The 25,560-nt window shown below is 36.5% G+C and carries 26 protein-coding genes and 3 other annotated features (1 of these 29 cut by a window edge); of the genes, 4 read left to right on the forward strand and 22 right to left on the reverse strand.

The window, feature by feature from the left end:
• Nucleotides 1-56: 56 nt before the first annotated feature.
• The 5 genes from HWQ49_RS04520 to zapA form a co-directional block, all read right to left on the reverse strand.
• On the reverse strand, nucleotides 57-1,757 hold the full coding sequence (locus HWQ49_RS04520; RefSeq protein ID WP_188206357.1) for a long-chain-fatty-acid--CoA ligase: 1,701 nt from the start codon (nucleotides 1,755-1,757) through the stop codon (nucleotides 57-59).
• Nucleotides 1,758-2,117: 360 nt separating this feature from the next.
• Nucleotides 2,118-4,472, reverse strand: coding sequence for an endonuclease MutS2 (locus HWQ49_RS04525; RefSeq protein ID WP_188206358.1), 2,355 nt, complete (start codon nucleotides 4,470-4,472; stop codon nucleotides 2,118-2,120).
• A gap of 5 nt (nucleotides 4,473-4,477) precedes the next feature.
• Nucleotides 4,478-6,187: a DNA polymerase/3'-5' exonuclease PolX gene (polX, locus tag HWQ49_RS04530; RefSeq protein WP_188206359.1), complete on the reverse strand. Its 1,710-nt coding sequence runs from the start codon at nucleotides 6,185-6,187 to the stop codon at nucleotides 4,478-4,480.
• A gap of 72 nt (nucleotides 6,188-6,259) precedes the next feature.
• Entirely contained in the window at nucleotides 6,260-6,799 is a 540-nt protein-coding gene (locus HWQ49_RS04535) for a CvpA family protein (protein WP_188206360.1), read from the reverse strand.
• Between the two features lie 2 nt (nucleotides 6,800-6,801).
• Complete coding sequence (gene zapA / locus HWQ49_RS04540; RefSeq protein WP_188206361.1) at nucleotides 6,802-7,065, reverse strand: cell division protein ZapA; 264 nt, start codon at nucleotides 7,063-7,065, stop codon at nucleotides 6,802-6,804.
• 339 nt (nucleotides 7,066-7,404) lie between these two features.
• Between zapA and rnhC the strand changes: the two genes are divergently transcribed.
• Entirely contained in the window at nucleotides 7,405-8,316 is a 912-nt protein-coding gene (rnhC, locus tag HWQ49_RS04545; protein ID WP_188206362.1) for a ribonuclease HIII, read from the forward strand.
• A 43-nt stretch (nucleotides 8,317-8,359) separates the two neighbouring features.
• Here the strand turns inward: rnhC and pheT are convergent, their stop codons facing one another.
• The 4 genes from pheT to HWQ49_RS04565 all read right to left on the reverse strand — a co-directional run bounded on the left by pheT (nucleotide 8,360) and on the right by HWQ49_RS04565 (nucleotide 13,635).
• The gene (gene pheT, locus HWQ49_RS04550) at nucleotides 8,360-10,789 is read right to left on the reverse strand and encodes a phenylalanine--tRNA ligase subunit beta (protein ID WP_188206363.1); all 2,430 of its coding nucleotides are present in this window, start codon (nucleotides 10,787-10,789) and stop codon (nucleotides 8,360-8,362) included.
• Between the two features lie 15 nt (nucleotides 10,790-10,804).
• On the reverse strand, nucleotides 10,805-11,839 hold the full coding sequence (pheS, locus tag HWQ49_RS04555; protein WP_188206364.1) for a phenylalanine--tRNA ligase subunit alpha: 1,035 nt from the start codon (nucleotides 11,837-11,839) through the stop codon (nucleotides 10,805-10,807).
• Nucleotides 11,840-11,939: 100 nt separating this feature from the next.
• Nucleotides 11,940-12,178, reverse strand: a binding site (T-box leader).
• Nucleotides 12,179-12,250: 72 nt separating this feature from the next.
• Nucleotides 12,251-12,811 (reverse strand): signal peptidase I, encoded by a 561-nt coding sequence (gene lepB / locus HWQ49_RS04560; protein WP_188206365.1) that lies wholly within the window; start codon nucleotides 12,809-12,811, stop codon nucleotides 12,251-12,253.
• Nucleotides 12,812-12,888: 77 nt separating this feature from the next.
• The gene (locus HWQ49_RS04565; RefSeq protein ID WP_188206366.1) at nucleotides 12,889-13,635 is read right to left on the reverse strand and encodes a TrmH family RNA methyltransferase; all 747 of its coding nucleotides are present in this window, start codon (nucleotides 13,633-13,635) and stop codon (nucleotides 12,889-12,891) included.
• 93 nt (nucleotides 13,636-13,728) lie between these two features.
• On the opposite strand from HWQ49_RS04565, the gene sspI reads away from it, so the two are divergent.
• On the forward strand, nucleotides 13,729-13,941 hold the full coding sequence (gene sspI, locus HWQ49_RS04570; RefSeq protein ID WP_188206367.1) for a small acid-soluble spore protein SspI: 213 nt from the start codon (nucleotides 13,729-13,731) through the stop codon (nucleotides 13,939-13,941).
• 46 nt (nucleotides 13,942-13,987) lie between these two features.
• Here sspI and HWQ49_RS04575 read toward each other — a convergent pair whose 3' ends face one another.
• From HWQ49_RS04575 to HWQ49_RS04600, 6 genes are all read right to left on the reverse strand, one after another.
• On the reverse strand, nucleotides 13,988-15,073 hold the full coding sequence (locus HWQ49_RS04575) for a M42 family metallopeptidase (protein WP_188206368.1): 1,086 nt from the start codon (nucleotides 15,071-15,073) through the stop codon (nucleotides 13,988-13,990).
• A 181-nt stretch (nucleotides 15,074-15,254) separates the two neighbouring features.
• Entirely contained in the window at nucleotides 15,255-15,743 is a 489-nt protein-coding gene (locus tag HWQ49_RS04580; protein ID WP_188206369.1) for a dUTP diphosphatase, read from the reverse strand.
• Nucleotides 15,744-15,780: 37 nt separating this feature from the next.
• Nucleotides 15,781-16,359, reverse strand: coding sequence for a TVP38/TMEM64 family protein (locus HWQ49_RS04585; protein WP_188206370.1), 579 nt, complete (start codon nucleotides 16,357-16,359; stop codon nucleotides 15,781-15,783).
• Nucleotides 16,360-16,415: 56 nt separating this feature from the next.
• Nucleotides 16,416-16,631 carry a DUF1294 domain-containing protein gene (locus tag HWQ49_RS04590; RefSeq protein ID WP_188206535.1) on the reverse strand — a complete coding sequence of 72 codons (216 nt, stop codon included), beginning with the start codon at nucleotides 16,629-16,631 and terminating at the stop codon, nucleotides 16,416-16,418.
• A gap of 82 nt (nucleotides 16,632-16,713) precedes the next feature.
• Nucleotides 16,714-16,968 carry a hypothetical protein gene (locus HWQ49_RS04595; protein ID WP_188206371.1) on the reverse strand — a complete coding sequence of 85 codons (255 nt, stop codon included), beginning with the start codon at nucleotides 16,966-16,968 and terminating at the stop codon, nucleotides 16,714-16,716.
• Between the two features lie 574 nt (nucleotides 16,969-17,542).
• Complete coding sequence (locus HWQ49_RS04600; protein ID WP_188206372.1) at nucleotides 17,543-18,367, reverse strand: helix-turn-helix domain-containing protein; 825 nt, start codon at nucleotides 18,365-18,367, stop codon at nucleotides 17,543-17,545.
• Nucleotides 18,368-18,573: 206 nt separating this feature from the next.
• Here HWQ49_RS04600 and HWQ49_RS04605 point away from each other — a divergent pair, with 206 nt between their 5' ends.
• Entirely contained in the window at nucleotides 18,574-18,732 is a 159-nt protein-coding gene (locus HWQ49_RS04605) for a hypothetical protein (RefSeq protein WP_188206373.1), read from the forward strand.
• 263 nt (nucleotides 18,733-18,995) lie between these two features.
• Here the strand turns inward: HWQ49_RS04605 and HWQ49_RS04610 are convergent, their stop codons facing one another.
• Complete coding sequence (locus HWQ49_RS04610; protein WP_188206374.1) at nucleotides 18,996-20,255, reverse strand: hypothetical protein; 1,260 nt, start codon at nucleotides 20,253-20,255, stop codon at nucleotides 18,996-18,998.
• Between the two features lie 225 nt (nucleotides 20,256-20,480).
• On the opposite strand from HWQ49_RS04610, the gene HWQ49_RS04615 reads away from it, so the two are divergent.
• Nucleotides 20,481-21,062, forward strand: a complete 582-nt coding sequence (locus tag HWQ49_RS04615; protein WP_188206375.1) for a hypothetical protein — start codon at nucleotides 20,481-20,483, stop codon at nucleotides 21,060-21,062.
• A 302-nt stretch (nucleotides 21,063-21,364) separates the two neighbouring features.
• Here the strand turns inward: HWQ49_RS04615 and HWQ49_RS04620 are convergent, their stop codons facing one another.
• The 6 genes from HWQ49_RS04620 to thrS form a co-directional block, all read right to left on the reverse strand.
• On the reverse strand, nucleotides 21,365-21,622 hold the full coding sequence (locus HWQ49_RS04620) for a hypothetical protein (RefSeq protein ID WP_188206376.1): 258 nt from the start codon (nucleotides 21,620-21,622) through the stop codon (nucleotides 21,365-21,367).
• A 310-nt stretch (nucleotides 21,623-21,932) separates the two neighbouring features.
• Complete coding sequence (gene rplT, locus HWQ49_RS04625) at nucleotides 21,933-22,289, reverse strand: 50S ribosomal protein L20 (protein ID WP_188206377.1); 357 nt, start codon at nucleotides 22,287-22,289, stop codon at nucleotides 21,933-21,935.
• A gap of 46 nt (nucleotides 22,290-22,335) precedes the next feature.
• Nucleotides 22,336-22,536 carry a 50S ribosomal protein L35 gene (rpmI, locus tag HWQ49_RS04630; protein WP_188206378.1) on the reverse strand — a complete coding sequence of 67 codons (201 nt, stop codon included), beginning with the start codon at nucleotides 22,534-22,536 and terminating at the stop codon, nucleotides 22,336-22,338.
• Between the two features lie 33 nt (nucleotides 22,537-22,569).
• Nucleotides 22,570-23,073, reverse strand: a complete 504-nt coding sequence (gene infC / locus HWQ49_RS04635) for a translation initiation factor IF-3 (protein ID WP_188206379.1) — start codon at nucleotides 23,071-23,073, stop codon at nucleotides 22,570-22,572.
• A gap of 7 nt (nucleotides 23,074-23,080) precedes the next feature.
• Entirely contained in the window at nucleotides 23,081-23,296 is a 216-nt protein-coding gene (locus HWQ49_RS04640) for a hypothetical protein (RefSeq protein WP_188206380.1), read from the reverse strand.
• Nucleotides 23,150-23,297 (reverse strand) — a sequence feature (ribosomal protein L20 leader region). Its footprint overlaps the gene before it by 147 nt.
• A 100-nt stretch (nucleotides 23,298-23,397) precedes the next feature.
• Nucleotides 23,398-25,338: a threonine--tRNA ligase gene (thrS, locus tag HWQ49_RS04645; protein WP_188206381.1), complete on the reverse strand. Its 1,941-nt coding sequence runs from the start codon at nucleotides 25,336-25,338 to the stop codon at nucleotides 23,398-23,400.
• A gap of 65 nt (nucleotides 25,339-25,403) precedes the next feature.
• Nucleotides 25,404-25,560 (reverse strand) — a binding site (T-box leader); it runs 60 nt beyond the window's last position.

The raw sequence follows: 25,560 nt of genomic DNA on the forward strand, positions 1-25,560 counted from the left end.
ACGGTCATTCACCTATCATCATATAAAGAAATGTGAAAAGTGTCAACATTTTTATATTATTCTGTTTCACTATTTTGCAACTTCTCTTTTTCCTCATCGACTAACTTCCTTCTAAGGATTTTACCTACTGCTGTTTTGGGTAGTTCATCTTTAAATTCATATAACTTAGGAACTTTATATGCTGCTAAGTTCTCACGGCAATATTGATCTAAATCCTCCTCTGTTAACTCAACTCCATCTTTTAATACGATATAAGCTTTAACGGTTTCACCACGATAAGGATCTGGTATACCTGCAACAACTACTTCTTGAATCGATTCATGTTCGTATAATACTTCTTCAACTTCACGGGGATAAATGTTAAACCCACCTGCAATAATCATATCTTTCTTGCGATCAACAATATAGAAATACCCATCTTCATCCATATAACCCATATCACCTGTTAAGAACCAACCATCTTTCAAGGAATTCTCAGTATCTTCAGGACGATTCCAATAACCTTTCATCACTTGTGGTCCTTTAACAGCAATTTCTCCTACTTCTCCAATCTCTGCTGTTTCTAGCTGATCATTTTTGACTACTATTGCATCTGTATCCGGCCAAGGTACGCCAATCGTTCCAGAACGACGATTTTCCCAGACAAAGTTAGAATGAGTAACCGGAGAAGTCTCAGTAAGCCCATATCCTTCAACTAAGCGACCTCCAGTAACTTCTTCAAACTGTTCTTGTACTTCGACCGGTAATGGCGCAGAACCACTAATGCAAGCCTCTATTGAGGATAAATCATAATGGTTTAGCTTAGGATGATTTAATAAACCAATATAAATAGTTGGGGCTCCAGGGAATAGTGTCGGCCTTTCTTTTTCAATGGCTTTAAGCACACTATCAACATCAAATTTAGGAACTAAAATCATTTTCTGGGCCATCATGATCGATAGATTCATCACGGTTGTCATTCCATAAACATGGAAGAATGGCAAGATTCCTAGGACAATCTCTTTAGCGTATTCAGTTTTATATAGCCATTTTTGACACATCTGCGTATTAGATACAAGATTATAATGAGTTAGCATAACTCCTTTAGGGTAGCCTGTTGTACCACCTGTATATTGCAGTAACGCTAAATCCTCTTGTGGGGCGATATCAGGTTGCATGACCTCACCTGAAGCTTCTGCTAAGACGTTGGTCCAAACATGAGTATTACTACCATGTTCAGGCTTCACAGAGATCCCATATTCACGCTTTTGGAGTAATGGTTGGATCATATTTTTCGGGAATGGTAAATAATCTTTAATGCGTGTCACGATTAAATGTTCTAGATCTGTATCATTTTTGATAGCGTTTGCACGAGGGAGTAAAATATCTAAGCATATTAATACTTTTGCGCCTGAATCTTTCATTTGATAGGCAAGCTCCCTTTCAGTATAGAGTGGGTTCGTTTGCACAACCACTCCACCTGCCATTAACACACCATAATAAGAAATAACCGATTGTGGGGTGTTCGGAAGCATAATTCCAACGCGATCACCTTTTTCTAAACCTAAACCTTGTAAGTAACTCGCTAGTTTCTTAGCAGATTCATAAACTTCTCGGAAACTTAGCTCTTTCCCCATAAAATAAATAGCTGACTTATCGGGATAGTTAGTGGCACTTTCCTCTAAATAACTTTGTAACGGCCTATTGTCGTATTCAACTGTTTGTGGGATCTCATCAGGGTAGTGCTTTAACCATGGCCTTAAAACGTCAACCCCCATTAAATTATCCTCCTTTAAGATACAGTCTTTATAAATATTATAAACATAAACAACCTCAAATTAAAAACATTATTTGAAATTATCTGAATATAATGTCGGTAATTGTATTAATTTGTTGGATTAGTGGTAACAAATTAGAATGCACTTTATTTGAGTCAAAAATCTTTTTTTGTGAAATAGCTATCAAAAAAGCAGTTTCTGGTCGAGCAAAATACTCCAGAAACTGCTTAAAATTAATTCATCCATACGAATAAAATTCCAACTACGACAAAGATGGCAGCTACGACCATTAAAACTTTTGATAATGTTTCCATTTTCCATTCCTTTCTATCATGATATGAAATGGTTAAGCTATTTAGACTATTTCAGCTTAAAGATTGTCACACCATGACCACCTTCATTTGCATGTCCAAATTTATATTCTTTAATAGACCGGTGATTTTTAGCAAACTGCTGTACACCCTTCATTAGTGCGCCTGTTCCTTTACCATGAATAATGGATACTTGATGATGTCCTGCTAAGACTGCATCATCCACATATTTTTCTAATTGATAAAGTGCATCTTCATATCTTTGACCACGTAAATCTAATTCAGGTTTAACATGGTAGCCACTACCTTTAACAGTAGCTAATGGCTTTGTCTCAACTTTTTGTGGTCGCTTAATAAACTGCAATTGGTCCTTTGAAACCTTCATCTTCATAATTCCTAATTGGACTTCGTATTCTTTTTTATTGACCTGCTTGACGATATGTCCATTTTGATTAAAGGATGTGACATGAACCTCGTCACCTGGTAATAGGTTTTGATCCTCTTTCACGCTTTTCGATTGTTTATGACCCTTATTCGTCGATTTTAAGCTTTCTTTTTGATCAGTTAATTTTTTCTTAGCGTCAATGAAGTGATGTTCCTTAATTTCTGCTTGGTGACGCATTTGCTTTAAATCATTCAGAACAGATTCTGCTTCTTCTTCAGCATTATTGACGATCTTGGCTGCCTTTTCCTTTGCTTTTTCAACGTATTGATCTTTCTTATTCAAATAGTCATGATATTCACTCTTGAGTGTCCGATATAATTCTTCTGCTTCCTCTAAACGTTTGGCAGCTTCATCATAATCCGCCTCTGCTCTTTTTCTTGATTCTTCTAACGAAGCGATCATATTTTCAACTGATCTTGAATCGTCGCTTATCATCGATTGTGCCTGGCTTATAATCTCATCTTTTAACCCTAATCGTTTAGAGATTTCAAAAGCATTACTCCGTCCTGGAACACCTAATAACAAACGGTAAGTCGGTTTCAATGTATTAACATCAAATTCGACAGAGGCATTCGTTACCTCCTCGCGATTGTAACCATAAGCTTTTAACTCAGGATAGTGGGTAGTTGCAATTACACGCGCATACTTACTTACTACAAAGTCCAAAATTGACATAGCTAGCCCCGCGCCTTCTTGAGGGTCGGTACCTGCACCTAATTCATCAAATAAAACCAATGTATTGTGATTCACTCGTTCTAAAATATCAACTATATTGGTCATATGAGATGAAAAAGTACTTAAGCTCTGTTCAATTGATTGCTCATCTCCAATATCTGCAAAAACGTGATCGAAAACAGCCATTTGACAACCGTCTAAAGCTGGAACCTGAAGTCCCGACTGTGCCATCAGCGTACATAAACCAACTAACTTAAGTGTAACGGTTTTACCACCTGTGTTAGGTCCAGTAATGACAATAGCTGTATAATCTTCCCCCATTTCAAAATCATTGCTCACTACTTCATCTTCAGGAATTAGTGGGTGACGAGCCTGTCTCATTTTTATAATTCCCTCTTGATTCATAGTAGGTTTAGCTGCTTTCATAGTACGTGCTAACTTACCTTTAGCAAACATAAAATCAACCTGTTGCAATGCATCAATGTTTTGTCTTAAAAACCCACTATCTTCACTGATTAACGTCGATAACGATAACAAAATGCGATCGATTTCATGTTGTTCTTCAACTCTTGCTTCTTGAAGTTTATTATTTACCTCAACCACTGATTGGGGCTCAATAAATAAAGTCTGACCGGAAGCAGATTGATCATGAACAATCCCACCAAAGTTAGAGCGATACTCAGCCTTCACCGGTAATACATAGCGCTCATTACGAATCGTGATAATCGCATCTGAAAGCATATTACTTTTCGATTTTGTATAAGAATCTAATTGATCACGAATTCGACTTTCATAAGAGCGAATCTGACTACGAATTGTTCTTAGCTTACTGGATGCTCCATCCATTACTTGTCCATAGTCATCAATACAACTTTTAATCGATTGCTCTAAATTTTTTAATGTTTCAATTTGATCTGTAAGACCCTCTAAGATTGGGATCTTAATCTCTTCATCTTCTAAGTCTTCAATAAACTTCTTTAACTGATTACCACCGTATATTGTACTTGCAACATCAAGACACTCTGAAGCCGATAGTGTCCCTCCAATACTCGCTCGCTTTAAATGTGGACGGATATCGGTAATACCACCTAATGGAACGTTACCTTTAAGTCTTAGAACTTGTGCTGCTTCATCCGTTTCTTCATGCCATGTGGTGACTTCTTCTAAATCAGTTGAAGGCTTCAATTTGATAGCTAACTCTTTACCTAAGCTTGTTTCGGTTTGCTCTTGGAGTTGTTCTTTAATTTTATTAAATTCTAATTGCCATAAGATTTTTTCGTCCAATTAACTCACCTTTTTCTCATTAAGAACCGTTGTAAATCATCAACAGACCACGTATTGACCACATCTTCTTTCTCCAACCAGCCTTTCTTAGCTGCTTGGACACCCGTTTTCATATCAGATAGCATTTGATAGTTATGCGCATCTGTATTAATCGCTACTTTTGCCCCTTTTTCTTTGGCGACTTGTAACCATTGCCATGCCAAATCCAAACGGTTAGGGTTAGCGTTTAACTCAATGATCGTTCCTGTTTCAATAGCGAGGTCGATGAACTCTTCGTAATCTATAGGGTAACCCTGTCTTCTTCCAATTAATCTGCCAGTTGGATGGGCGATCATATCTACATTAGGGTTGAACAACGCTTGTTTTAAACGATGCATGATCATGTCTTTTGATTGGTTGAAATTCGAATGAATTGAAGCAATAACAAAGTCCATTTCCTGTAAAAATTCATCAGAGAAATCTAACTCACCATTAGGTAAAATGTCCATTTCAACACCTGAGAAAATCGTTATTTCAGGATATTTTTCATTCAGTGTTTGTATAACTTCTCGCTGTTTTCTTAACCTCTCTTCATTTAACCCGTTGGCTACTTGCAGATATTTGGAGTGATCGGTAATCGCCATATAACGATAACCATATGAGATCGCTTTTGTCACCATCTCCTCAATCGATTGAGCACCATCACTCCAAGTTGTGTGCATGTGTAAATCTCCTTGAATATCTGCTAACTCAACTAGGTTGGGTTGCTTCTCAAGACTAACTTCTTCTCCGGTTTCTCTTAGCTCTGGCGAGATGTAAGGTACACCTAGAAACTGAAAATACTCAACTTCCGTTTCAAACGTATGAAGTTGTCCTGTTTCGATATCTTCAACCCCATATTCGCTAATCTTATATCCTCGTTGTTTGGCTAATCGACGCATTTCAACGTTATGATCTTTTGAGCCTGTAAAGTGATGTAAAGTCGTAATAAAAGCAGTCGGCTCGACTAATCGAAAATCAACTGATAAATCCCATTCACCACTTACGACAACTGTAACTTTTGTCGTACCTTTTGATACGACCTCTTTCACAATGGGTAGCTGCGTTAACTGTTCAGCTACTTCGTCTGGTCTATCGGTTGAAATAATGTAATCAAGGTCTTTAACGTCTTCTTTTAACCGTCTAAGACTACCAGCTATTGCATATTGCTCAATTGCTTCTATTTGTTGAAGAGACTGCTGGATGATCTCATTAACAGGTAAGACACTTGGTAAAGGTAAACGTTCCGGTCGGGTGCCCACTTCATCAATTGCCTTTAAGATTTTTTCAACAGACTTCTTTCCAAAACCACTTAATGCTTCAACTTGTCCGCTCTCACATGCTTTTCGTAGGGTAGCTTCATCCACTACTCCTAATTCATGATAAAGTTTAGCTAGTTTTCTTCCACCAAGGCCTTGAACTTTTAATAGTGGAACAAGACCTTTAGGGACGTCTTCCATCAGTTGATTAAGTGTTTTAGTTTCACCATTTTTGATCAACTCTTCAATCACTGACTTTGTTCCCTTGCCGATTCCTTGTAGTTCACCGAAATCAGTTATTTCGCTTAATGAACGATCATCTCTTTCTAGAGCCTGAGCTGCTTTACGGTAAGCAGATATTTTGAAAGTATTCTCACCTTTTAGCTCAAGGTAAGTAGCAATCTGTTCAAGATGTTTAATCACTTGTTTTTTATCCATTTGAAACCACCTTTTACATGACTTCATAAAAGAAAAGAGGTTAACCCCTACTTGAGTAACCCCCTTCAACATTTAGTCTAAATAAGTAAACCACCAATCCTTTATTCGTTCAGAGAATATAGGTGTCTTCTCAATCATAAACGACGCAATTACCGAATTTTGAACGGTATCCTGTATAAATTCCACTGATATTAATGAGAATAAAAATAAGATAATGAAAATGATAAAATACATTTCAATAAAGCCGATAATCGCACCTAAAAAATTATTTAAACTATTCAAGATTGGGATATTAGCAACAAAGTTTAGCATGTTAGCAATTATTTGCATGATAATCTTAACAATGATAAAAATAATGATAAATGCCATGCCATTATAAAAGGCATCCGCAATACTAAACGTGTCCATTAATGACGCCCAAAAATGTTCATCCGATAAATTAGGGTTTGGAATCCATAACTCAATAATTGCAGCCAAATCTTGATAATACAAGCGAGCAACGATTAACGCCACAATGAAACCTACTAAATGCATTAGCTGTAGAATAAATCCCCGTTTTAAACCTAATAGAAAACCAAAAATAAGTAAGATTAATAGTATAATATCAAACATGATTAATTACGATCCTCTTTCCTCTCTTTTTGTAGTAGTGCATCATAATCTTGTTTCAGCTTTAAGTAATCATTCATCGTATTTAGAGCTGTTAAAACAGCCAATTGAGTTGTATCTAAGGAAGATTTGGCATACTGAATCTCATCCATTTTTTGATCAACGAGACTAGCTACCATCTTAATTTGTTCAGGTGATTCTTCTCCAACAACCGTATATTTACGCTTATGTATTTCTACGGTAATTTTATTCTTTTCAGAATCTGACATCAAGGGGCCTCCTCACCGTTATTCTAAACCATATAGTAACACGTTTTTAGCTATTTAGGAAAGTATCGGACTAAAGGTGCGACTTATTTAATCACATGATATACTTAAGGCAAAATACCATTTCAGCTCTCTACACTAAAATGAATGCCCATGATGTGAAAAAACGTATAGAAAAAACGTCTCTATATTAAAATGGATACTCATCACGTCAAAAATAGTTTAGAGAGGACTTCTCTACACCAAAATTAGTCCAACCCACTAAAAAACCTGCTGAGATAGATGTTCTCATCACGAAAATAAACATTGAGAATACGAAAAAACGTTTAGAAGGAGTTTATAATGTCACAAACAGTTATTAAAGTGGATCAATCCACTTTAAAGAAAATGGAACAAAGCTATCAGCCCTATCAACTTAATAAACAACCACCTTATACCGTTTTTGTCGCTAAACATAACGGTTGTACAATTACTGCATACCAATCTGGAAAAGTCATGTTTCAAGGTGATCGTCACAGTGAAGAAGCAGGACAATGGGACAAAAATTTAAAATCGAGTTCTAATGAAACATCAAACCGTTCAAAACAATTGCCCGAAGTTTTAAATCAAGATCACATCGGTTCTGATGAAGCAGGTACTGGTGATTATTTCGGCCCTATCACGGTTGGTGCAGTTTACGCTACAGCTAAGCAACAAGAATTATTGCGTGAGTTAGGGGTTAAGGATTCTAAAAGTATGAATGACGATACGATCACTCGTATTGTTAAAGATATCGTCAAGACAGATATCACTTATAGCACAGTGACTTTACATAATGAGAAGTACAACCAGTTAAAAAAGCAAAATTGGTCACAGGTGCAAATGAAGGCTTGGATGCATCACCACGCCATTCAGCATGTATTTAATAAGTTAGATCATGTATCACCAAGTGGAATCGTAATTGACCAATTTTGTCAGCCTGAAGTTTATTACAACAAAGTCAGAGCAACAAAAGCTAAGCCACACGAAAATATTACTTTCCTTACAAAAGCAGAAAGCAAATCCACCTGTGTGGCTGCAGCGTCTATGCTGGCACGTTATCGCTTTGTCAAAGAAATGGATCAACTATCTAAAAAAGTTGGATTCAGCTTACAAAAAGGTGCCTCACCAAAAGTCGACCAACAGATTAAACGAATTATCAACTCAAAAGGAGAAGCATTTTTAAATCAAATTGGTAAAGTTCATTTTGCCAATACAAAGAAAGCAAAAAGCTGAGTTAAAAGGGAGTGTTGAGATCTCCCTTAAACTCAGCTTTTATTTATCCTCTTAAAACTGCTTGATACTGTTGTTCTAAATAACTAACAATACTCTTTCTCGCTTCTTCAATTTCCTCATCTTTTAATGTACGCTCGTTGTTTTGGAAAATTAAGTTGAATGCAATCGATTTTTTACCTTCTTCCATATGCTCACCTTCATAAACATCAAAAACACGTACCGACTTTAGATGTGGTTGACCTTGTTCCATGATCGCTTCTTCAAGCACTCTTGCTGGAAGATCTTGGCTCACCACAAAGGCTAAGTCTTGAGCAATCGCAGGATATTTTGTGATAGGTTCATATACATCACGTTCGTCCATCGCACCAAGAATGGTTTCTAAATCCAAATCAAACACATAAGTTTCTTGAATGTCATATTGCTTTTGCGTCATTGGATGTAGTTGCCCCACATAACCAACAACACTTCCTGATAACTTTATGACAGCTGTACGTCCTGGGTGTAAGGATTCTAAGTTAGCTTGTTCAAACTCAACATCATTAAGTTTAAGGTAATCAAACAAGCCTTCTAAAATGCCTTTAATGACAAAGAAATCTACAGGTTTTTTGACTCCTTGCCAAGGGTGATTTTCCCAAAGACCTGTAATGGCTGCAGATGCACGAAGACGTTCTGTTGGTTGCGTTCCTTCGCCTTCTGTTTGTGTATAAATGGACCCAACCTCGTATAGACCGACATTGTACTGATTACGAGCAACATTATACTGAAGGCTAGAAATGAGTTCAGGAACAGCACTTAGCCTCAAGTGACTATGCAAGTCACTCATTGGCATTGCTAAGCGAACTGGCTTGACATTTAACACTTCAACTTCGGGGCTAACTAATTGATTAGCCTTATCTTCAGTTGTTAAAGAGTAAGTTACTGACTCATAAAGACCTGAAGACTGAAGATAACCGTGTACGGCACGTAAATGTTTTTGACGTTTCGTTAATCCACCTTGATTCATCACACCAGTTGGTAATGTAAATGGAATATTGTCGTATCCGTACAGTCGCGCAATTTCCTCTACCATATCCTCTTTAATCTTTAAATCACGACGGCGTGGTGGGACCGTTACAGAAATATCTTCACCATTCACTTCATAATCAAAACGCAAACGTTCAATAATAGATGTCATATTCTCTAATGAAATATTCGCCCCAATTCTCTCAGCCATTTCTACCTGATTAAATGTAATGACATCATTTGTCCACTCTGTTGAACCAGCCTCTACGATCGAACCTAAAACTTGACCTTCTCCTAGTTCAGCGAGTAGTTGCGCCGCGCGAGTAGCAGCTTCTTTTACACGAGTGATATCGAGCCCTTTTTCATATCGGATGCTCGCTTCACTACGAATGCCATGGTATTTAGACGATTGGCGTACGGTTTGTGGTTCAAAATAAGCAGCCTCTAGAAGCACGGTTGACGTATCCTCTTGTACCTCCGAATGCTCTCCACCCATGACACCTGCAATGGCATGAGCTTCAGACCCATTTGTGATGACTAGCTGATCAGCTGTTAACGTGCGTTCTTCACCATCCAACGTTTTGATTGTTTCACCGTCTTTCGCTAAGCGAGTAACGACTTTATTTGATTGAAATCGCTCATAATCGAATGCGTGTAATGGTTGACCATACTCAAGTAATACGTAGTTAGTCACATCAACCACGTTATTAATTGGGCGAATGCCCGCACTAATCAAGCGATTTTGTAACCAAAGTGGGGACGGTTTTACCTGTAGATCTTTAATAATCCACGCACCATAATAAGGATTAGCCTGTTCGTCTTCAATTTCAACTGAAATATAATCACTAGATTGTTCATCTGCTGTCGTTAAATTTAATTCAGGTGTTTTCATTTCCTGATTATAGATTGCAGCAACCTCATAACCTACACCAATCATGCTTAAACAGTCAGCACGGTTTGGAGTTAAGTCAAATTCAATAATATGATCATTTAAATTCAGTAATGGTGCTGCTAATTGACCAGCTTTAACTTCTTCTTCAATAACGTAAATGCCATCTTTGTATTTTTCGTCGATATACTTCTCATCAATACCGAGTTCTTGAAGCGAACAAATCATCCCTTCAGAAGCTTCACCACGTAGTTTAGCTTTCTTTATTTTAAACCCACCTGGCAAAACTGCTCCAGGTCTAGCCACAACAACGTACTGACCTTCTGTAACGTTTGTGGCACCACAAACGATTTGGGCAATCTCTCCATTACCAACATCGACCTGACATAGGTTTAGTTTATCAGCGTTAGGGTGTTGAACACATTCTTTTACATATCCAACAACTAAATGTTCACTATCAACTAATGGTGGGATCACTTGCTCAACTTCCACACCTGTTTTAGTAATATCTTCGGCTAGTTGATTCACCGATACATGGTCCAAATTGACATATTGCTTTAACCAATTGGTTGATACTAACATCTCTTTTCTCCTCCTTTACACACGGTGAAATTGTTTTAAGAAACGGACATCGTTTGTATAGAAATGACGGATATCTTCAATGCCATACTTAAGCATTGCAATTCTTTCAGGCCCCATACCAAAGGCAAAACCTGAATATTTATTGGAATCAAAGCCTGCCATTTCAAGAACATTTGGATGAACAAGACCTGCACCTAGTATTTCGATCCACCCTGTTTTCTTACAAACAGAACAACCGTCTCCCCCACATACTTTACAAGAAATATCCATTTCAACGGATGGCTCTGTAAATGGGAAGAAGCTTGGGCGTAAGCGAATTTCACGGTCTTCACCAAATAAATGCTTAGCCAGAACATTAAGCGTTCCTTTTAAATCACTCATGCGAATATTTTCATCGACATAAAGCCCTTCGATTTGTGTGAATTGGTGTGAGTGGGTCGCATCATCCGTATCACGGCGATACACCTTACCCGGACAAATAATTTTAACGGGACCTTTACCTTCGTGTTTGTTCATGGTTCGGGCTTGAACCGGTGAAGTATGCGTACGCATTAATAACTCTTCAGTAATGTAAAAAGAGTCTTGCATATCTCGAGCCGGGTGTCCTTTTGGTAAGTTTAAGGCTTCAAAGTTGTAATAGTCTGTCTCCACCTCAGGACCTTCTGCAACCTGATAACCCATACTGGTAAATAAATCTTCAATGTCTCTGATGACACTCATTAGTAAATGAGAGCCACCAATTTGAGATGGCTTACCTGGTAAAGTGACATCCACTGCTTCTTCTTGAAGCTGTTTTTCGATTGCCTGTTTTTCTAATGTTTGTTGTTTTGTCTCTATGGCTTCTGTGATCTCATCTCTTACTTCATTGGCTAATTGGCCAACAACTGGGCGTTCTTCTTTTGATAACTTACCCATTCCTTTAAGAACATCTGTAATTTGTCCTTTTTTACCTAAGTAATAAACTTTTACATCTTGTAACGCTCTTTGATCAGAAGCTGAATTAACTTGATCTAATGCTTCTTGTTTTAACGTTTGTAATCGTTCCTTCACGTCTAGCTCCTCCTTTTTTAGGCAAATGGTGTTGTTAAATTACCGATTTATAAAGATTTTTTTAACAAACCAAAGCATATAAAAAACTCGCCCCCTAAAAATAAGGGACGAGTTGTATTCCGTGTTACCACCCTCGTTGGTATATTAATGATATATACCCACTTCATTCATGTTAACGGATTCGCTCCGGGTCACCTTTACTTATGATCCATAAGGTCCAAGCGCCAGCTCCTGAGTGAAATTCATCTTTTCGTTCGCTTGAAGTATTTTCAGTCCAAGACACTTCATCCCTGTAAACGAATTACCCGAAAGATTACTGAACTCATTCATTGCTTTTTATATTCACTTCTTCTAAACAAATATTATAGAGAAAAATGTTGGATTAATCAAGTCGTATATTTAGAGACCTTTCTATTCTACGACACCGAAATGAGTAAATGGATAAAATCTAAATTTAGCTTCACCAATAACAAGGTCTTCACTTATAAATCCAAAGTCTCGACTATCTCGGCTTCTCATACGATTATCTCCTAATACAAAATAATGACCTTCAGGTACAACAGATCGTTCCGTTAGATCCTCTAGCGTAAAATCATTCGTTATTTTCTCCGGGGTTTCCCCATCAACTTCTTTATTGACATAAGATTCATTATAAACTTCGTCATTAACAATTAAGACATCATCACGCATTTCGACCGTGTCTCCAGGTAAACCAATAATTCTTTTTATGTATTGCTCATCATCGTGATCTGGTGAGTCAAAAACGAGTAAATCAAATCTTTCTAACGGAGTTATTTTGGTAACGACAAGTTTATTGTTCTGCTCAAGAGTTGGGAACATGGATTCACCTTGGACAGAAACGGGTGTCATAAGGAAATAACGACAGACAAGAACAACAACAATTGCTATAGCAATCGTTTTGCCCCAAGAAATGACTTCTTTTATAATTATTTGTTTCTTTTTCTCCTCCAAATGGTTATTTCTCCCCTCTAAGTAAGGTTCAATCGAATTCTCTATCCATCAATATATTCAACCATCGAGCCAAAACATTAATTAAAACTAAAATGATACAACACGATACTTGTTGCAATCCCAACATTAAGGGATTCGCTTGCTTTGGCAATAGGAATATACAGGGTCTCATCTACTTGTTCAAGAACTTTCGGTTGAACACCATCCCCTTCATTACCAACAATAACAGCAAACTTCTCAAGTGGGGTGACATTAGGTAAAGCTTGAGCTGATTGATCTAGTGCTGTTCCATATATTTTTATGTTCTTAGCCTGACAATGATGAATCCAGTCATTTAAATCAGCTCTTACAACAGGGAGATGGAAAAAAGCTCCTTGAGTAGAACGAATCACTTTATCATTAAACAAATCAACCGTTCCCTTTCCTAAAACAACTACATCAACTCCGAAGGCCAGTGCACTACGTATAATGGTACCAACATTTCCAGGGTCCTGAACTTGATCTATCAACAATAAACGGTTGAAATCTTGATTGTGCTCTATTTCATGCTGTTGAACGACAGCGATAACACCCTGAGATGCTTCGGTTTGAGCAATTTCGTCCAAGACATTTTCGCTAACCAATTGGATTTTTTCAGATTCCCATTCACTTGGATAATCAACTTGATTCGATATGATCAACTCCTGAATTTGCCAATCACTATGGATGGCTTCTTCAACTAAATGCCAGCCTTCGACTAAAAAGCACTGTTCTTCTTCCCGGTATTTCTTCTTATGTAATTTCTTCCAGTATTTCACGCGAGGATTTTGTTTGGATTCGATCATTTTATTATTACTCCTAATCGTTTTTTATCTATCATACATAGTTATGTACACTCTGGTCAAACTATAGCCAAAAGTGAGAATTGAGGTGTTCAAATGGATTTAAATTTACGTCATGCTATTAAAAGTAATATTGCTGGAAATAATGAAGAACAGCTTGAAGCTACAATAGTGGATGCTATTGAAAGTGGTGAAGAGAAGATGCTTCCAGGTCTTGGTGTGTTATTTGAAATATTTTGGGAACATGCATCTGAAGAAGAGAAAAACACCGTATTAACTACATTAGAATCCGAAGTAAGTAAGCTGTAATTACAGTTAAACACCACTTCGCTATAATGCGAAGTGGTGTTTTTAATTAATCAAAAGTAATTTTATCGACTGTCTCACGATCTAACTTCTTAATTACTTCAACAATAAGCTTCACTGCGTTCTCATAATCATCGCGATGTAACATTGCAGCATGAGAGTGAATGTAACGTGTTGGTACAGTAATGGATAATGAAGGTACACCATTTGCTGTTAGATGGATTGAACCTGAGTCAGTACCACCACCAGCCATAGAATCATACTGGAATGGGATGTCATTTTCTTCAGCCGTTTCTACGACAAAGTCGCGTACACCTTTGTGTGAAACCATTGAGGCGTCATATAGGATAATTTGTGGACCATCTCCCATTTTAGCTGCTGCATCTTTATCGGAAACACCTGGCATGTCCCCAGCAATACCAACATCGACACCGAAGCCAATATCTGGCTGGACTGCGTGAGCTGAAGTTCTCGCACCGCGTAGGCCGATCTCTTCTTGTACCGTACCGACACCATACACTTCATTCGGGTGGTTTTCACCTTGAAGTTCCTTTAGTACATCAATAGCGATCGCACAGCCAATACGGTTGTCCCAGGCTTTAGCTAGTAGTAACTTTTCATTGTTCATAACTGTAAAATCAAAGTAAGGAACGACTGAGTCACCAGGACGGACACCAAATTCCTCAGCTTCTTCTTTACTAGAAGCCCCAATATCAATAAACATGTCTTTAATTTCTACTGGTTTTTTACGAGCTTCTGGTGAAAGAATATGTGGAGGTTTAGAGCCAATCACACCTGTCACATCACCTTTACGAGTTGCAATCGTAACGCGCTGTGCTAGCATGACTTGATTCCACCAACCACCAACTGTTTGGAAATATAGGAATCCTTTGTCATCTATGCGTGTAATCATAAAGCCAACTTCATCTAAGTGGCCTGCCACCATAATTTTCGGGCCGTTTTCTTGCCCTACCTTTTTAGCAATCAAGCTTCCTAAATGATCTGTTGTAACTTCATCCGCATAAGGGGTTATGTATTGAGTCATAACTTCGCGTGCTTCTTTTTCGTTTCCAGGAATCCCTTTTGCATCAGTTAGATCTTTTAACATGGTTAACTGTTCATCTAATTTTGCCATGTCTGCTTCCTCCTTTTTTAAAATTTTGTGACACCTTGTTATTATAACGTCTTTAGTGGGTTTTCTCAATTGATTAAGTGAAGAGACCATCGTACTGAGCTGAAGTTGACATTTCTTAAGGTAACGCAAGTACTGATTGTCTAGTTGCCGTGATACTTGTTAGACCAGACAGAACTTTCACTTAATACCCTTGACTTTGTCTTTGATGATTCTCTTCATTTTTATCTAAGTAAGCTTGTACTATTTCATCAGTTTGGAATGAAAGCATGTCACCAACTGTTAAATATTCATTCATCAATCGATTATAATTAGTTACTGTAGGATCCATTTTGAACCTTGCAATCTGGTCATACACCTGGTGAAACGCTTCTGTCAATGTAGGATATGTACATAAGTCAATTTTCTCTTGATCAAATCGATAATCATAATCGATCCCTATTGATAATAAAAAGTGGATTCCATCAACATACTCTTCAAGAATGACTTCTCGTTCGCTTGCTCCTTTTTGACTCCAATACTTAAAACACCTTGTCTCATTGGCTAACTCACTTATTTCAACCATCAAGGCAAGGTACTTATCACCTTGCACATCCTCACGACTTTTAGAAATGGTTTCAATAATTCGATTATCTAAGATTTCCTGCAACTCATAAAGTCGATTCCAATCCAAGCTAAACCACCCCCCTTTATCCTTCATTACTATTTTGTCACCTTTCTGGCTGAGTTGCAAAGAAATCTTCCCATTTCACAACGATCTCTTTTCTTCTTAATAAATAAAATAACATCAAGATCACGATCAATAACGTAATAATATAAGGCCATTGTAGAGATTGGATCCACTGACCAAATGTTGTATATATTATTGCTAAAGGAATATTCGATAAGACGGAAAGTTTCGTATACTCTTTAAAGTTGCGTGTCATTTCAATAATCAGTAATGAAATTAAATGAAAATGGATAAATGGAGTTACGCGTAATAATATAACTTGAGGCACACTTAATTGTTGGTGCTGCCCAAACATCTTTTCACGTAAGCGACTGAACCGAGCACTTAATGAAGGCATCGACTGCATTAAAAAATAAAACAAAATACTGGACAAAGTAACACCTATTAACGAATAGATTGCTCCGTAAGTGATACCAAAGAATAGACCACCTGTAATACAAATAAAAGCTACTGGTATGAATAAGAATGGGCGGATAATATGGAAAAGAATGAAGACGGCTGGTGCCAATAAAGCTGTATGATGATCAAACTCGTCAACCAAGGAAATAATATCCTCCATAAACTTCCCCCCATTTAATCAATTATTCACTTAATGATATGACAATAGACGAGCCTTTATGACACAAGAAGGATTAATAGGACAAGCCAAATAATAGATAATGATGGAAGCCCCAGCTTGAACGATAGATGTTTAGTTTTGTGGCGAAAAACTAGCATACCAATCCACATGCCAATTGCCCCACCAAACCAAGCAATTTTCCATAACGTTTTTTCTGGTATTCTTTTCTTTTTAGCTCGGGCAAACTGTTTATCAATCCCCATAATAACCATTCCTACCAAACTTATTAAAAGAATTAAGACTATTAAGGTTTCAATCAATGTTAACACCTATTTCTATTATATGATTCATCAATTATACCAAAGTCCATTTGATTGTTATCACTTTGTTATGATGATAATGTTCTCTGATCAAGTAATATGTAACCGGCGTATCACGATGAAGGTTATAACCTTCAGTTACCTTCAACATGAAGCTATCAGCTACATCACGGTTAACCTCTTGCACACGGTCAACCATTTGTAAACCGTTGTCTGGTGTAGATTCATAGAGCTCCACGGTAAACCATGAATCATCTTGATCATAAATGTGAATGCCATAATCTTGCACACCTATACCTCCCTTGCAAAGTTATTATTAACTACCATCTTTTCTTAAATACAAAAAAAGACAACCTATTTGGCTGTTTGATGACACAACAAGTGTATTCAATCAATCAACCCAAAGGTTGTCTAATATTAAATAACGGCATACTTCTTTAGGGGAAGAAGTAGCGTCAAAAAAATTAAAAAGAAAAGAATAATAGTATAGTTATATTTTAGCAAACATCGAACTAAATAAAAAGGCTAATTTAGTTTAAACTGAAACATTGTATTTTTTAGGTTGTATCAAAAGCAAAATAAATAGAGTAATACCAAAATTAATATTATGCAAGTATTCTTTTAAAGTTGATACTTTTTCTCTCCCGATAAAGCTTAATGTTAATATACCAGTTTTTATATAATTGAGAATTATCTGTATAAGGTGTGTGTTTGTGTGCAAAAAAGTTACACTAATCGTCAAATTACTCCTTTTTTTCAATTGAAACATAAACATAGTTATATAAAAAAACGATTGTACATAAATGAACAATCGTTAGATTAGAAAGGTTCCCTTGTTATTTATTGAATGGGTGAGCTTTGAATTATAGTTTATTTAACTGATTCACTACTTTTGCTAAATAAGATTTTTGATTGGTTAAATCAAAGGTGTTTTTGGCTTTCTCAAAGCTTTCCTTTGCCTGATCTAGCTTACCTAATTCCTTATAACAATGACCTTGTATAAAATAAGAATGACCTAGTCCTTGAATAAGTAGATGTCTTTCACATAATTGAATTACTTTGCGGCTATTCTCAAGACTTTTCTCTACTTCATTATTGAGTAAATAAGCTCTGCTAAGGTTATATAGTAAACTTGTTTCTACGTTGATATCATAATTTGGTATAGTTTTTAATTTACTTATCGTTGATTCATATGTACTTATAGCAGCAGGATAATCTTTTTTCTCAGAAAGAACACTTCCGATGTTTGAAAAAATTTGTACTTCACGTTGAGAGATTGTTTTGTGGCTTGTCTTTGATAATTTCAAAGATTGATAGAGTAAATTTAGCGCCTTGTCTAAATCATTATCTATATACCTAATACAGATGCCTTTATGCCAAATGATCAATTGCTTAAAGTAGTGGAATTTAATCAATGGGCTGTTTTCCTCTGCTTTTATTAAATTTCTTAGTGATTCATAATCTTTTTCTTCTACTAGGAGTCGTGCCTGTTTCTCCACCTCAAGCATATAATCAAATTTATCATTATATGAAGAAAACAGAAAATAATTAGGATCTACTCCTAAACGCTCAGTAAGTTGATATAATATGTCGGATGCGATGTTAACATTACCCGCTTCTACTTTACTAATATATGCCTGGGTACATATTCCTTCTGATAGCTCTTTTTGTGAAAGCCCATAAAGCATTCGTAATTCTTTCGCCCATCCCTTGGCGATCCATTTTTACACACTCCCTTTTCTAATCTAAAATATAACTATTGTTATTGAAAATAAAACTTACTAATCTATTTGAATCTTTAATGCCTATTTTTTTACCAAACAAGAGTAAGTGACAGAAACTGTCTTTATGATAATGATATATAATTAATTCAGAGTATACAAGGAGGGTCAATATGAAGAAAATCCTATATATATTATTTACTATTTCTCTTTTAATGCCTGTTGCAGTTAACAATTCACAAGAAGTTGCTTCTCAAACTGTAGTCACTTCAACACATGATTACGTTAGCACAAATGGTGAAATTGAGGATGATTTAGGGACATTGGATTAAATAGAAATACGCTTGAAAAGCCTTCCTTAGTATGTTTAAGGAAGGCTTTTATTTGTTATTTATATTTCTAAGATGAAATTCTTTTAAATAATACAAGAATGTTGAATATTTACAACATTATTGTATACTACTCTTGTATTGCATAATTTTTAGGTTCAAAACGTTTTTTATATGCCACCTAGGTCAAGCAGCGCTCATTCAAACTATAATAAAAATCTAAAGGCTGTCGCTAGTCCCAAATAGCCATAATGGCTGACTTCTTATTAAAACTGCCTATCGTACCTTAAATAAACTACTGCAATTTCTGAACTTAAATTACCATCGTAATTTACAGCTTCAAAATCAACTGTCCATGTTGATCTCACTGCTCTAGGGCCACGAGTTCCATCCTCATTTCTAACTTTTACAGCAGTATCATACTTTTGTTCTACATCTCTGATATATGACCCACTATAATCACTCTCAGTAGAAACGTTATAGTCTCCATCATGCTCAACTTTAATTAGTTCGAACCCTCCACGCTCGATTGAATCGTTAGGGAGATGATCACCAGTATTATAAAGGTTTGTGGACAAAGGGCCCCACCCTATTGAAAGTGAAACTTCTGGTGCACTACCTGAAAAATCACCGTCAAATTTCTTTTCAAAAAAGAGATCCTTTCCATTTCCTAGGTCTACAGTTTCCCAATGCTGAGTCGGAGTAGCTCTAATATTAGACCAGCCATTTTCTTGTTCACCTGTTGATGCTCTTGCATAAGCCTCTTCTACTTCTACTATGCTACTAACTTGAGTATCAGAGTTTCCAGGATAACTATTCATGTTACCATGAAGTGAAAGTTCAATATAATGCGTAGCTAAACCAAATGCTGTTTCATAGTACGCATACTTAGAAATTGTTCTAGTTTCAGCAGCCATCGGACTTATATTATCACCACTCTCAAACCTTGGTTCAACAACTCTGTGTTCCCACAGGTCAGTATTTGTTTCCCCCAGGGAGTTTGGGTCGATCAAATCTAGTTGTTTTTTTATTTTACCAGGTATAGGTTGTTCAAACATTAATAGATCATTAGTGTTCTCATTGAAGAAATATAAACTGATCATTGGTTTTTCCCTGAGTTTATTATTAATCAATGCTTTATTCATTGGAGTTTCATTCCTAATAGCCCCATGTACTAACTTTAAGTCATCTCCGTTATCTTCCTTAAGTAATTTTTCATCTGAAACGAGCATAAATGCATTATTTGCGTCTTGAACACTATTCATTAATTCTAAATCATAATTAATTGCGAATTCAGTGCCATCATAAGTAATAGAACCATCTAAGCTTAACTCTTCGTTCTCTAAACTTAAATCGTCAAATGAAGCCCTTGCCTTAATGTTTTTAACATCATCAAAAGAAGTCCAATCTCGTTGAGGGATGTCCAAATACGCTTCACCAGAAAAAACAATTTTTTGGTCAGCTTGAACATTAATTGCACCCAACATAAATAGAATACCCATTAATAAAACAAGAATTTTTTTCATATTACTCTCTCCTTTCTATTAGAATCAAACATATCATAATTAGGTCATATGTTGATTCAACATCTAGGCGTGTGTAATAATATTACTTCTAATTATCTCGCTTTTTTTTTCGATTTATGTTGAATATATATAATTATAGGAATATTATATAGAATATTAATAAGATTTTAGATAACATAATATTTGAGTTTGAAATATTGAATTGATAAAAAGGTTGGGAATAATATGTTTAAATCTAGAAAGCAAAAGGTTGTTCGAGTTTTTATGGTTGTATTAGTTTTAGTTGTAGGAATGTTATCCTATCAATTTATTAATCAATATAAAGAAGAACAAAGACAGTGGGAACTATTTTTAAACTATTTTTATTTTGCGCACGAACATTCTATAAACCGCATTGACTATTTAATCGAAATGCAACCAAAAGACGATGATTTGGATGCGTTTTTACGGGAAACCGATAGAGAACTACGGAAAGCTAATTCTGTTATTACGTATGGAAGAACCTTGATGAATAATGATCTATATATTAGCAAATTCTTTCTTAATGCGGCTGAATTTTTATATGGAGTTAATTTTTACCCTGGCCCCGAAGTTCCACCAATGAATGAAAATGGTATGCTTGATGATGATGACTTAGCGTTGTTAGAAACGATTAGGGATTACTTATCAGAAGCTCAAGAAGAATTGCACTCGAACCTAAGTGAACAGGAAAATCCTGATTTATCGTTAGACGAAGTGAATGATATTATAAATACTTACTTAAATTATTCAAAACATGATATTTATGAAGATACTTTTGAAAATTAGATATCCAGTAAGTGATGATGTTCTTACCGTTCATGTATAATCACGCAAAATTAGTGGTGGTTGGTATGCGTATATATTCCTTGTTCATCATTCGTCAAGGTAAACATTCCTATTATGGATAAAAGAAATATTATGATTGTGGCAATAACTGCTTTTTTCTTCATTTAATCACCCAACCATCTCTGATTCTCTTAAATAATGTGTGTGTTAAAAAATGAATTGTTCGATAACGTTTCTAAGTTGCAACATGCCCATGTTATCATAATAACCGAAAAGACAAGCTTAATGGTTAGAGCCTTGTTCTATAACGGTTTAAATCTAAACTCATTATAGGATCTAGCCTCATTCATTGTTTTAAAGTACCTGTGTACTGTGAGAATGTTATAATCACCGTTATAAATATAAAAAATATAGCACTCTTCTGACTCACTATGAGCAATCACTCGTGAGAGATGGTTGTTTCGAGGTTTATCGTCATAAGTCTGTATGTATTCTAACGTTTCATTTCGCTTTTCTAATAATCTTTTTACGTCTTCTTCTGTTGTAAACGTATTTATCATATTTTAACTCACCTTTCCAAAACTAATAGTATAATCGTAAATATCATTAATGATAATGAAAATACTGCTAGTTTTATTTCATTATTTAGACGCTTATCCTTTGTTATTTTTTCTCTCTTTTGCATGTCTACCTCCGAATTATGCTTGCAAGTAGTGTTCTAAGTCTTGAATACGTTTACCTGTTGTTTGAAACTCTGTGACTTGAATCTCGTAACCTTCTTGTTGAGGAAATTTTTCTTCAAATAAGTTAAGCATCATCTTTAGTACAAAAAAAGCCCCTCCCTATTTAGGAGAAGCTTTTAATCAACGTTTATTTTAAAGCTGCTTTTGCTTTGTCGGCTAGCTGAGCAAAACCTTTTTCATCATTCACTGCTAAGTCTGCTAGCATTTTACGGTTTACTTCGATACCAGCAAGCTTTAAACCGTGCATTAGACGGCTGTATGAAATGTCGTTCATACGTGCTGCCGCGTTAATACGTGCGATCCATAATTTACGGAAATCACGTTTTTTCTGACGGCGATCACGGTATGCATACTGACCTGATTTCATAACCTGTTGTTTTGCTGTTTTAAATAACGTTCTTTTCGAACCATAATAACCTTTAGCTAGTTTCAACGTACGCTTACGACGTTGACGTGTAACTGTTCCACCTTTAACACGTGGCATGGTAATCCCTCCTGTAATCGATCTTTCTAGTTATCTTAAAACGAACTTATTTTTTATAAGGCATTAATTTGTTTAGACGAGTTTCATCACTCTTTGCAACTAAACCGCTCTTAACTAGACGGCGCTTTTGCTTTTTCGTTTTGTTACGGAATAAGTGACTTGTAAATGCGTGAGAACGCTTGAATTTACCTGAACCAGTTCTCTTAAAACGCTTCTGTGAACTCTTGTGCGTCTTCATTTTTGGCATAATAAAATCCTCCTTCAGTATTTGTTGCTCACCTTATTTTTCGTTTTTAGGAGCAAGCATTAAGAACATATTGCGCCCTTCCATCTTCGGTTTTGTTTCAACATTAGCTAGTTCGCTACATGCATCAGCAAAACGTTCAAGTACCTTCTGACCTAAATCTTTATGCGTGATTGCGCGACCACGGAATCGAACACTAACCTTCACTTTATCACCTTTGTTAAGAAACTTTTGAGCGTTTCTTACTTTTGTGTTAAAGTCATGATCCTCAATTTGAGGTGTCAGACGTACTTCTTTAACATTGATCACCTTTTGTTTCTTGCGCTGCTCTTTTTCTTTCTTCTGTTGTTCAAAACGGTATTTACCGTAGTCCATAATACGAGCAACAGGCGGTTTTGCATTTGGTGCAACTAAGACGAGGTCTAAGTTAGCATTCTCTGCAATGTCCAATGCTTCTTGGCGTGATTTCACGCCTAATTGTTCACCATTCACGTCAATGAGTCTTAATTCTTTAGCTCGAATTCCCTCATTAACATTCATATCCTTGCTAATAGTGAGCCACCTCCACAAAATCTTTGAAAATTAAGGCAATCTCGACAAGTGATTTCTGTAAAACAACATAAAAAAAGTGTCGGTACACATACTGCACCCACACGACAATTTTCTCATGGTATACGATCAAACGTATAAATAGAAAATAAATCAAACCTGCCAACTGCTCCAAGCGTCGATCAGGTGAGAAGCGGGTGCTTCTACTTGTCATTAATTCGCCTTATTTAATTACTCTATCAAGTATAACGACGTAGTTGATAGTTGTCAAGAAAAATATGAGGCAGTCACGTTAAACACGCAACTGCCTAAAAATTATAACTGACGATGAGTAATTTCGTCAACTATATTCTTAATAAATTCATCTAAACTAACTGTCTGGCTATCCTTCTCTCCATACTTACGGATATTAACGGCCTCTTGATTCATTTCTTGATCCCCTAATACTAATGAGTACGGAATCTTTTGCGTTTGTGATTCGCGAATCTTATAACCTAATTTTTCATCACGTACATCTAACTCGACACGCACGCCAGCTTCTTGCAACCGTTCTTCTACTTTTTTGGAATATTCCATATGGGCATCTAAAGATACTGGAATAATACGTACCTGTTCTGGCGCTAACCAAGTTGGAAAAGCTCCTTTGTATTCTTCAATTAAGAAAGCTACAAACCGTTCCATAGTTGATACAACACCACGGTGAATAACGACTGGTCGGTGTTCCTTACCATCTTCTCCGATGTAAGTTAAGTCAAAGCGCTCCGGTAAATGGAAGTCTAATTGAACTGTCGATAGCGTCTCATCTTTTCCAAGAGCCGTTTTCACTTGAACGTCTAGCTTTGGACCGTAGAAAGCCGCTTCACCTTGAGCTTCAACGTGTTCAACGCCCATCTCTTCCATCGTTTCTTTTAATAATGCTTCTGCCTTATTCCACATTTCATCGTTATCTACGTACTTCTCTTTATCTTCTGGATCGCGATAGGACAAGCGGAAGTAATAGTCATTAATTCCAAAGTCTTTGTATACGTTTTGAATTAAACGTACTACTCGCGTAAACTCGTCTTTTAATTGATCAGGACGTGCAAAAATATGTGCGTCATTAAGTGTCATCCCCCGTACACGTTGTAATCCTGCTAGGGCACCTGACATTTCATGACGATGCATCGTCCCTAGTTCCGCAATACGTACCGGTAAATTACGATAGCTATGAAGCTGGTTCTTATAAACCATCATATGGTGTGGACAGTTCATTGGACGCAGAACTAGGTCTTCATTATCCATTTCCATAGTTGGGAACATATCCTCTTGGTAATGATCCCAGTGACCACTTGTTTTATATAAGTCAACACTACCTAAAACAGGTGTATAAACGTGGTCATAGCCTAAACGCTCTTCAATATCAACAATATAACGCTCAATCGTACGGCGAATCGTTGCACCTTTAGGTAGCCATAGTGGTAAGCCTTGTCCCACCTTTTGAGAAACGGTAAAAATTTCTAACTCTTTACCTAATTTACGGTGGTCACGCTCCTTAGCTTCTTCTAATAATCGTAAATGCTCTTCTAACTGACCTTTCTTCTCAAAAGCTGTTCCATAGATACGTTGAAGCATTTTATTATTGCTATCACCACGCCAATATGCACCTGAGATTGATAATAGTTTAAACACTTTAATCTTACCTGTATGTGGTACATGGACACCACGACAGAGGTCAAAGAATTCACCTTGTTCGTAAATCGTTACATCTTCACCTTCAGGAATATCATCAATTAATTCTAGTTTGAGTTCGTCACCAATCTCACGGTAACGTTCTTTTGCTTCCTCACGTGAAACTTCAACACGGCGAATTTCTAATGCTTCATCGACAATCTTTTTCATTTCTTTTTCAATCTTTGGTAGATCTTCAGGAGTAATGGTCTCCTCCATGTCAATATCGTAATAGAATCCACCTTCAATCACAGGACCTACACCTAATTTCACATTCCCATACAAACGCTTAATCGCTTGTGCCATTAAGTGGGCTGTTGAGTGTCTTAACACCTCTAACCCTTCATCATCACGGTATGTAATGATTTGAATTTCACCGTCTTCTACAAGTTCTGTACGTAGATCAACCATCTCACCGTTAAATTTACCGGCTAAGGCTTGTTTCTTTAACCCAGAACTGATAGAAGCAGCTATATCTTCAGTGGTTGTTCCTTTAGGGAACTCCTTTGCATTACCATCTGGAAATGTAACTTGGATCATTTCTGACATCATGCGCACTCCTTTTCATTATTTTAATTTTGCCTAAAAATAAAAAACACTCGTCCCTATGTCACAAAAGGGACGAGTGATATACCCGTGGTTCCACCCTGATTCTGCAAATTGCAGCACTCAGTCGATCGTTATCGCCGATAGACGTTCATTGCTACTCAATCATTTCACAATGAATGCTCAGAGGTGGTAAACAAAATGTCATGCTTGAAAGCTCGCAGC

Source organism: Alkalibacillus aidingensis, from assembly GCF_014595945.1.
GTDB lineage: Bacteria > Bacillota > Bacilli > Bacillales > Alkalibacillaceae > Alkalibacillus > Alkalibacillus aidingensis.

Bases quoted from the DNA above. Each gene is read 5' to 3' on its own strand.
- HWQ49_RS04565 (WP_188206366.1), bottom strand. From the start codon at position 13,635: ATGATCGAATCCAAACAAAATCCTCGCGTGAAATACTGGAAGAAATTA.
- polX (WP_188206359.1), bottom strand. From the start codon at position 6,187: ATGGATAAAAAACAAGTGATTAAACATCTTGAACAGATTGCTACTTAC.
- HWQ49_RS04615 (WP_188206375.1), top strand. From the start codon at position 20,481: ATGTTTAAATCTAGAAAGCAAAAGGTTGTTCGAGTTTTTATGGTTGTA.
- infC (WP_188206379.1), bottom strand. From the start codon at position 23,073: ATGAATGTTAATGAGGGAATTCGAGCTAAAGAATTAAGACTCATTGAC.
- HWQ49_RS04585 (WP_188206370.1), bottom strand. From the start codon at position 16,359: ATGGAGGATATTATTTCCTTGGTTGACGAGTTTGATCATCATACAGCT.
- HWQ49_RS04535 (WP_188206360.1), bottom strand. From the start codon at position 6,799: ATGTTTGATATTATACTATTAATCTTACTTATTTTTGGTTTTCTATTA.
- HWQ49_RS04575 (WP_188206368.1), bottom strand. From the start codon at position 15,073: ATGGCAAAATTAGATGAACAGTTAACCATGTTAAAAGATCTAACTGAT.
- rplT (WP_188206377.1), bottom strand. From the start codon at position 22,289: ATGCCACGTGTTAAAGGTGGAACAGTTACACGTCAACGTCGTAAGCGT.
- thrS (WP_188206381.1), bottom strand. From the start codon at position 25,338: ATGTCAGAAATGATCCAAGTTACATTTCCAGATGGTAATGCAAAGGAG.
- HWQ49_RS04620 (WP_188206376.1), bottom strand. From the start codon at position 21,622: ATGATAAATACGTTTACAACAGAAGAAGACGTAAAAAGATTATTAGAA.
- HWQ49_RS04520 (WP_188206357.1), bottom strand. From the start codon at position 1,757: ATGGGGGTTGACGTTTTAAGGCCATGGTTAAAGCACTACCCTGATGAG.
- HWQ49_RS04600 (WP_188206372.1), bottom strand. From the start codon at position 18,367: ATGCTTTATGGGCTTTCACAAAAAGAGCTATCAGAAGGAATATGTACC.
- zapA (WP_188206361.1), bottom strand. From the start codon at position 7,065: ATGTCAGATTCTGAAAAGAATAAAATTACCGTAGAAATACATAAGCGT.
- HWQ49_RS04605 (WP_188206373.1), top strand. From the start codon at position 18,574: ATGAAGAAAATCCTATATATATTATTTACTATTTCTCTTTTAATGCCT.
- rnhC (WP_188206362.1), top strand. From the start codon at position 7,405: ATGTCACAAACAGTTATTAAAGTGGATCAATCCACTTTAAAGAAAATG.
- HWQ49_RS04610 (WP_188206374.1), bottom strand. From the start codon at position 20,255: ATGAAAAAAATTCTTGTTTTATTAATGGGTATTCTATTTATGTTGGGT.
- pheT (WP_188206363.1), bottom strand. From the start codon at position 10,789: ATGTTAGTATCAACCAATTGGTTAAAGCAATATGTCAATTTGGACCAT.
- HWQ49_RS04590 (WP_188206535.1), bottom strand. From the start codon at position 16,631: ATGGTTATTATGGGGATTGATAAACAGTTTGCCCGAGCTAAAAAGAAA.
- rpmI (WP_188206378.1), bottom strand. From the start codon at position 22,536: ATGCCAAAAATGAAGACGCACAAGAGTTCACAGAAGCGTTTTAAGAGA.
- HWQ49_RS04640 (WP_188206380.1), bottom strand. From the start codon at position 23,296: ATGACAAGTAGAAGCACCCGCTTCTCACCTGATCGACGCTTGGAGCAG.
- sspI (WP_188206367.1), top strand. From the start codon at position 13,729: ATGGATTTAAATTTACGTCATGCTATTAAAAGTAATATTGCTGGAAAT.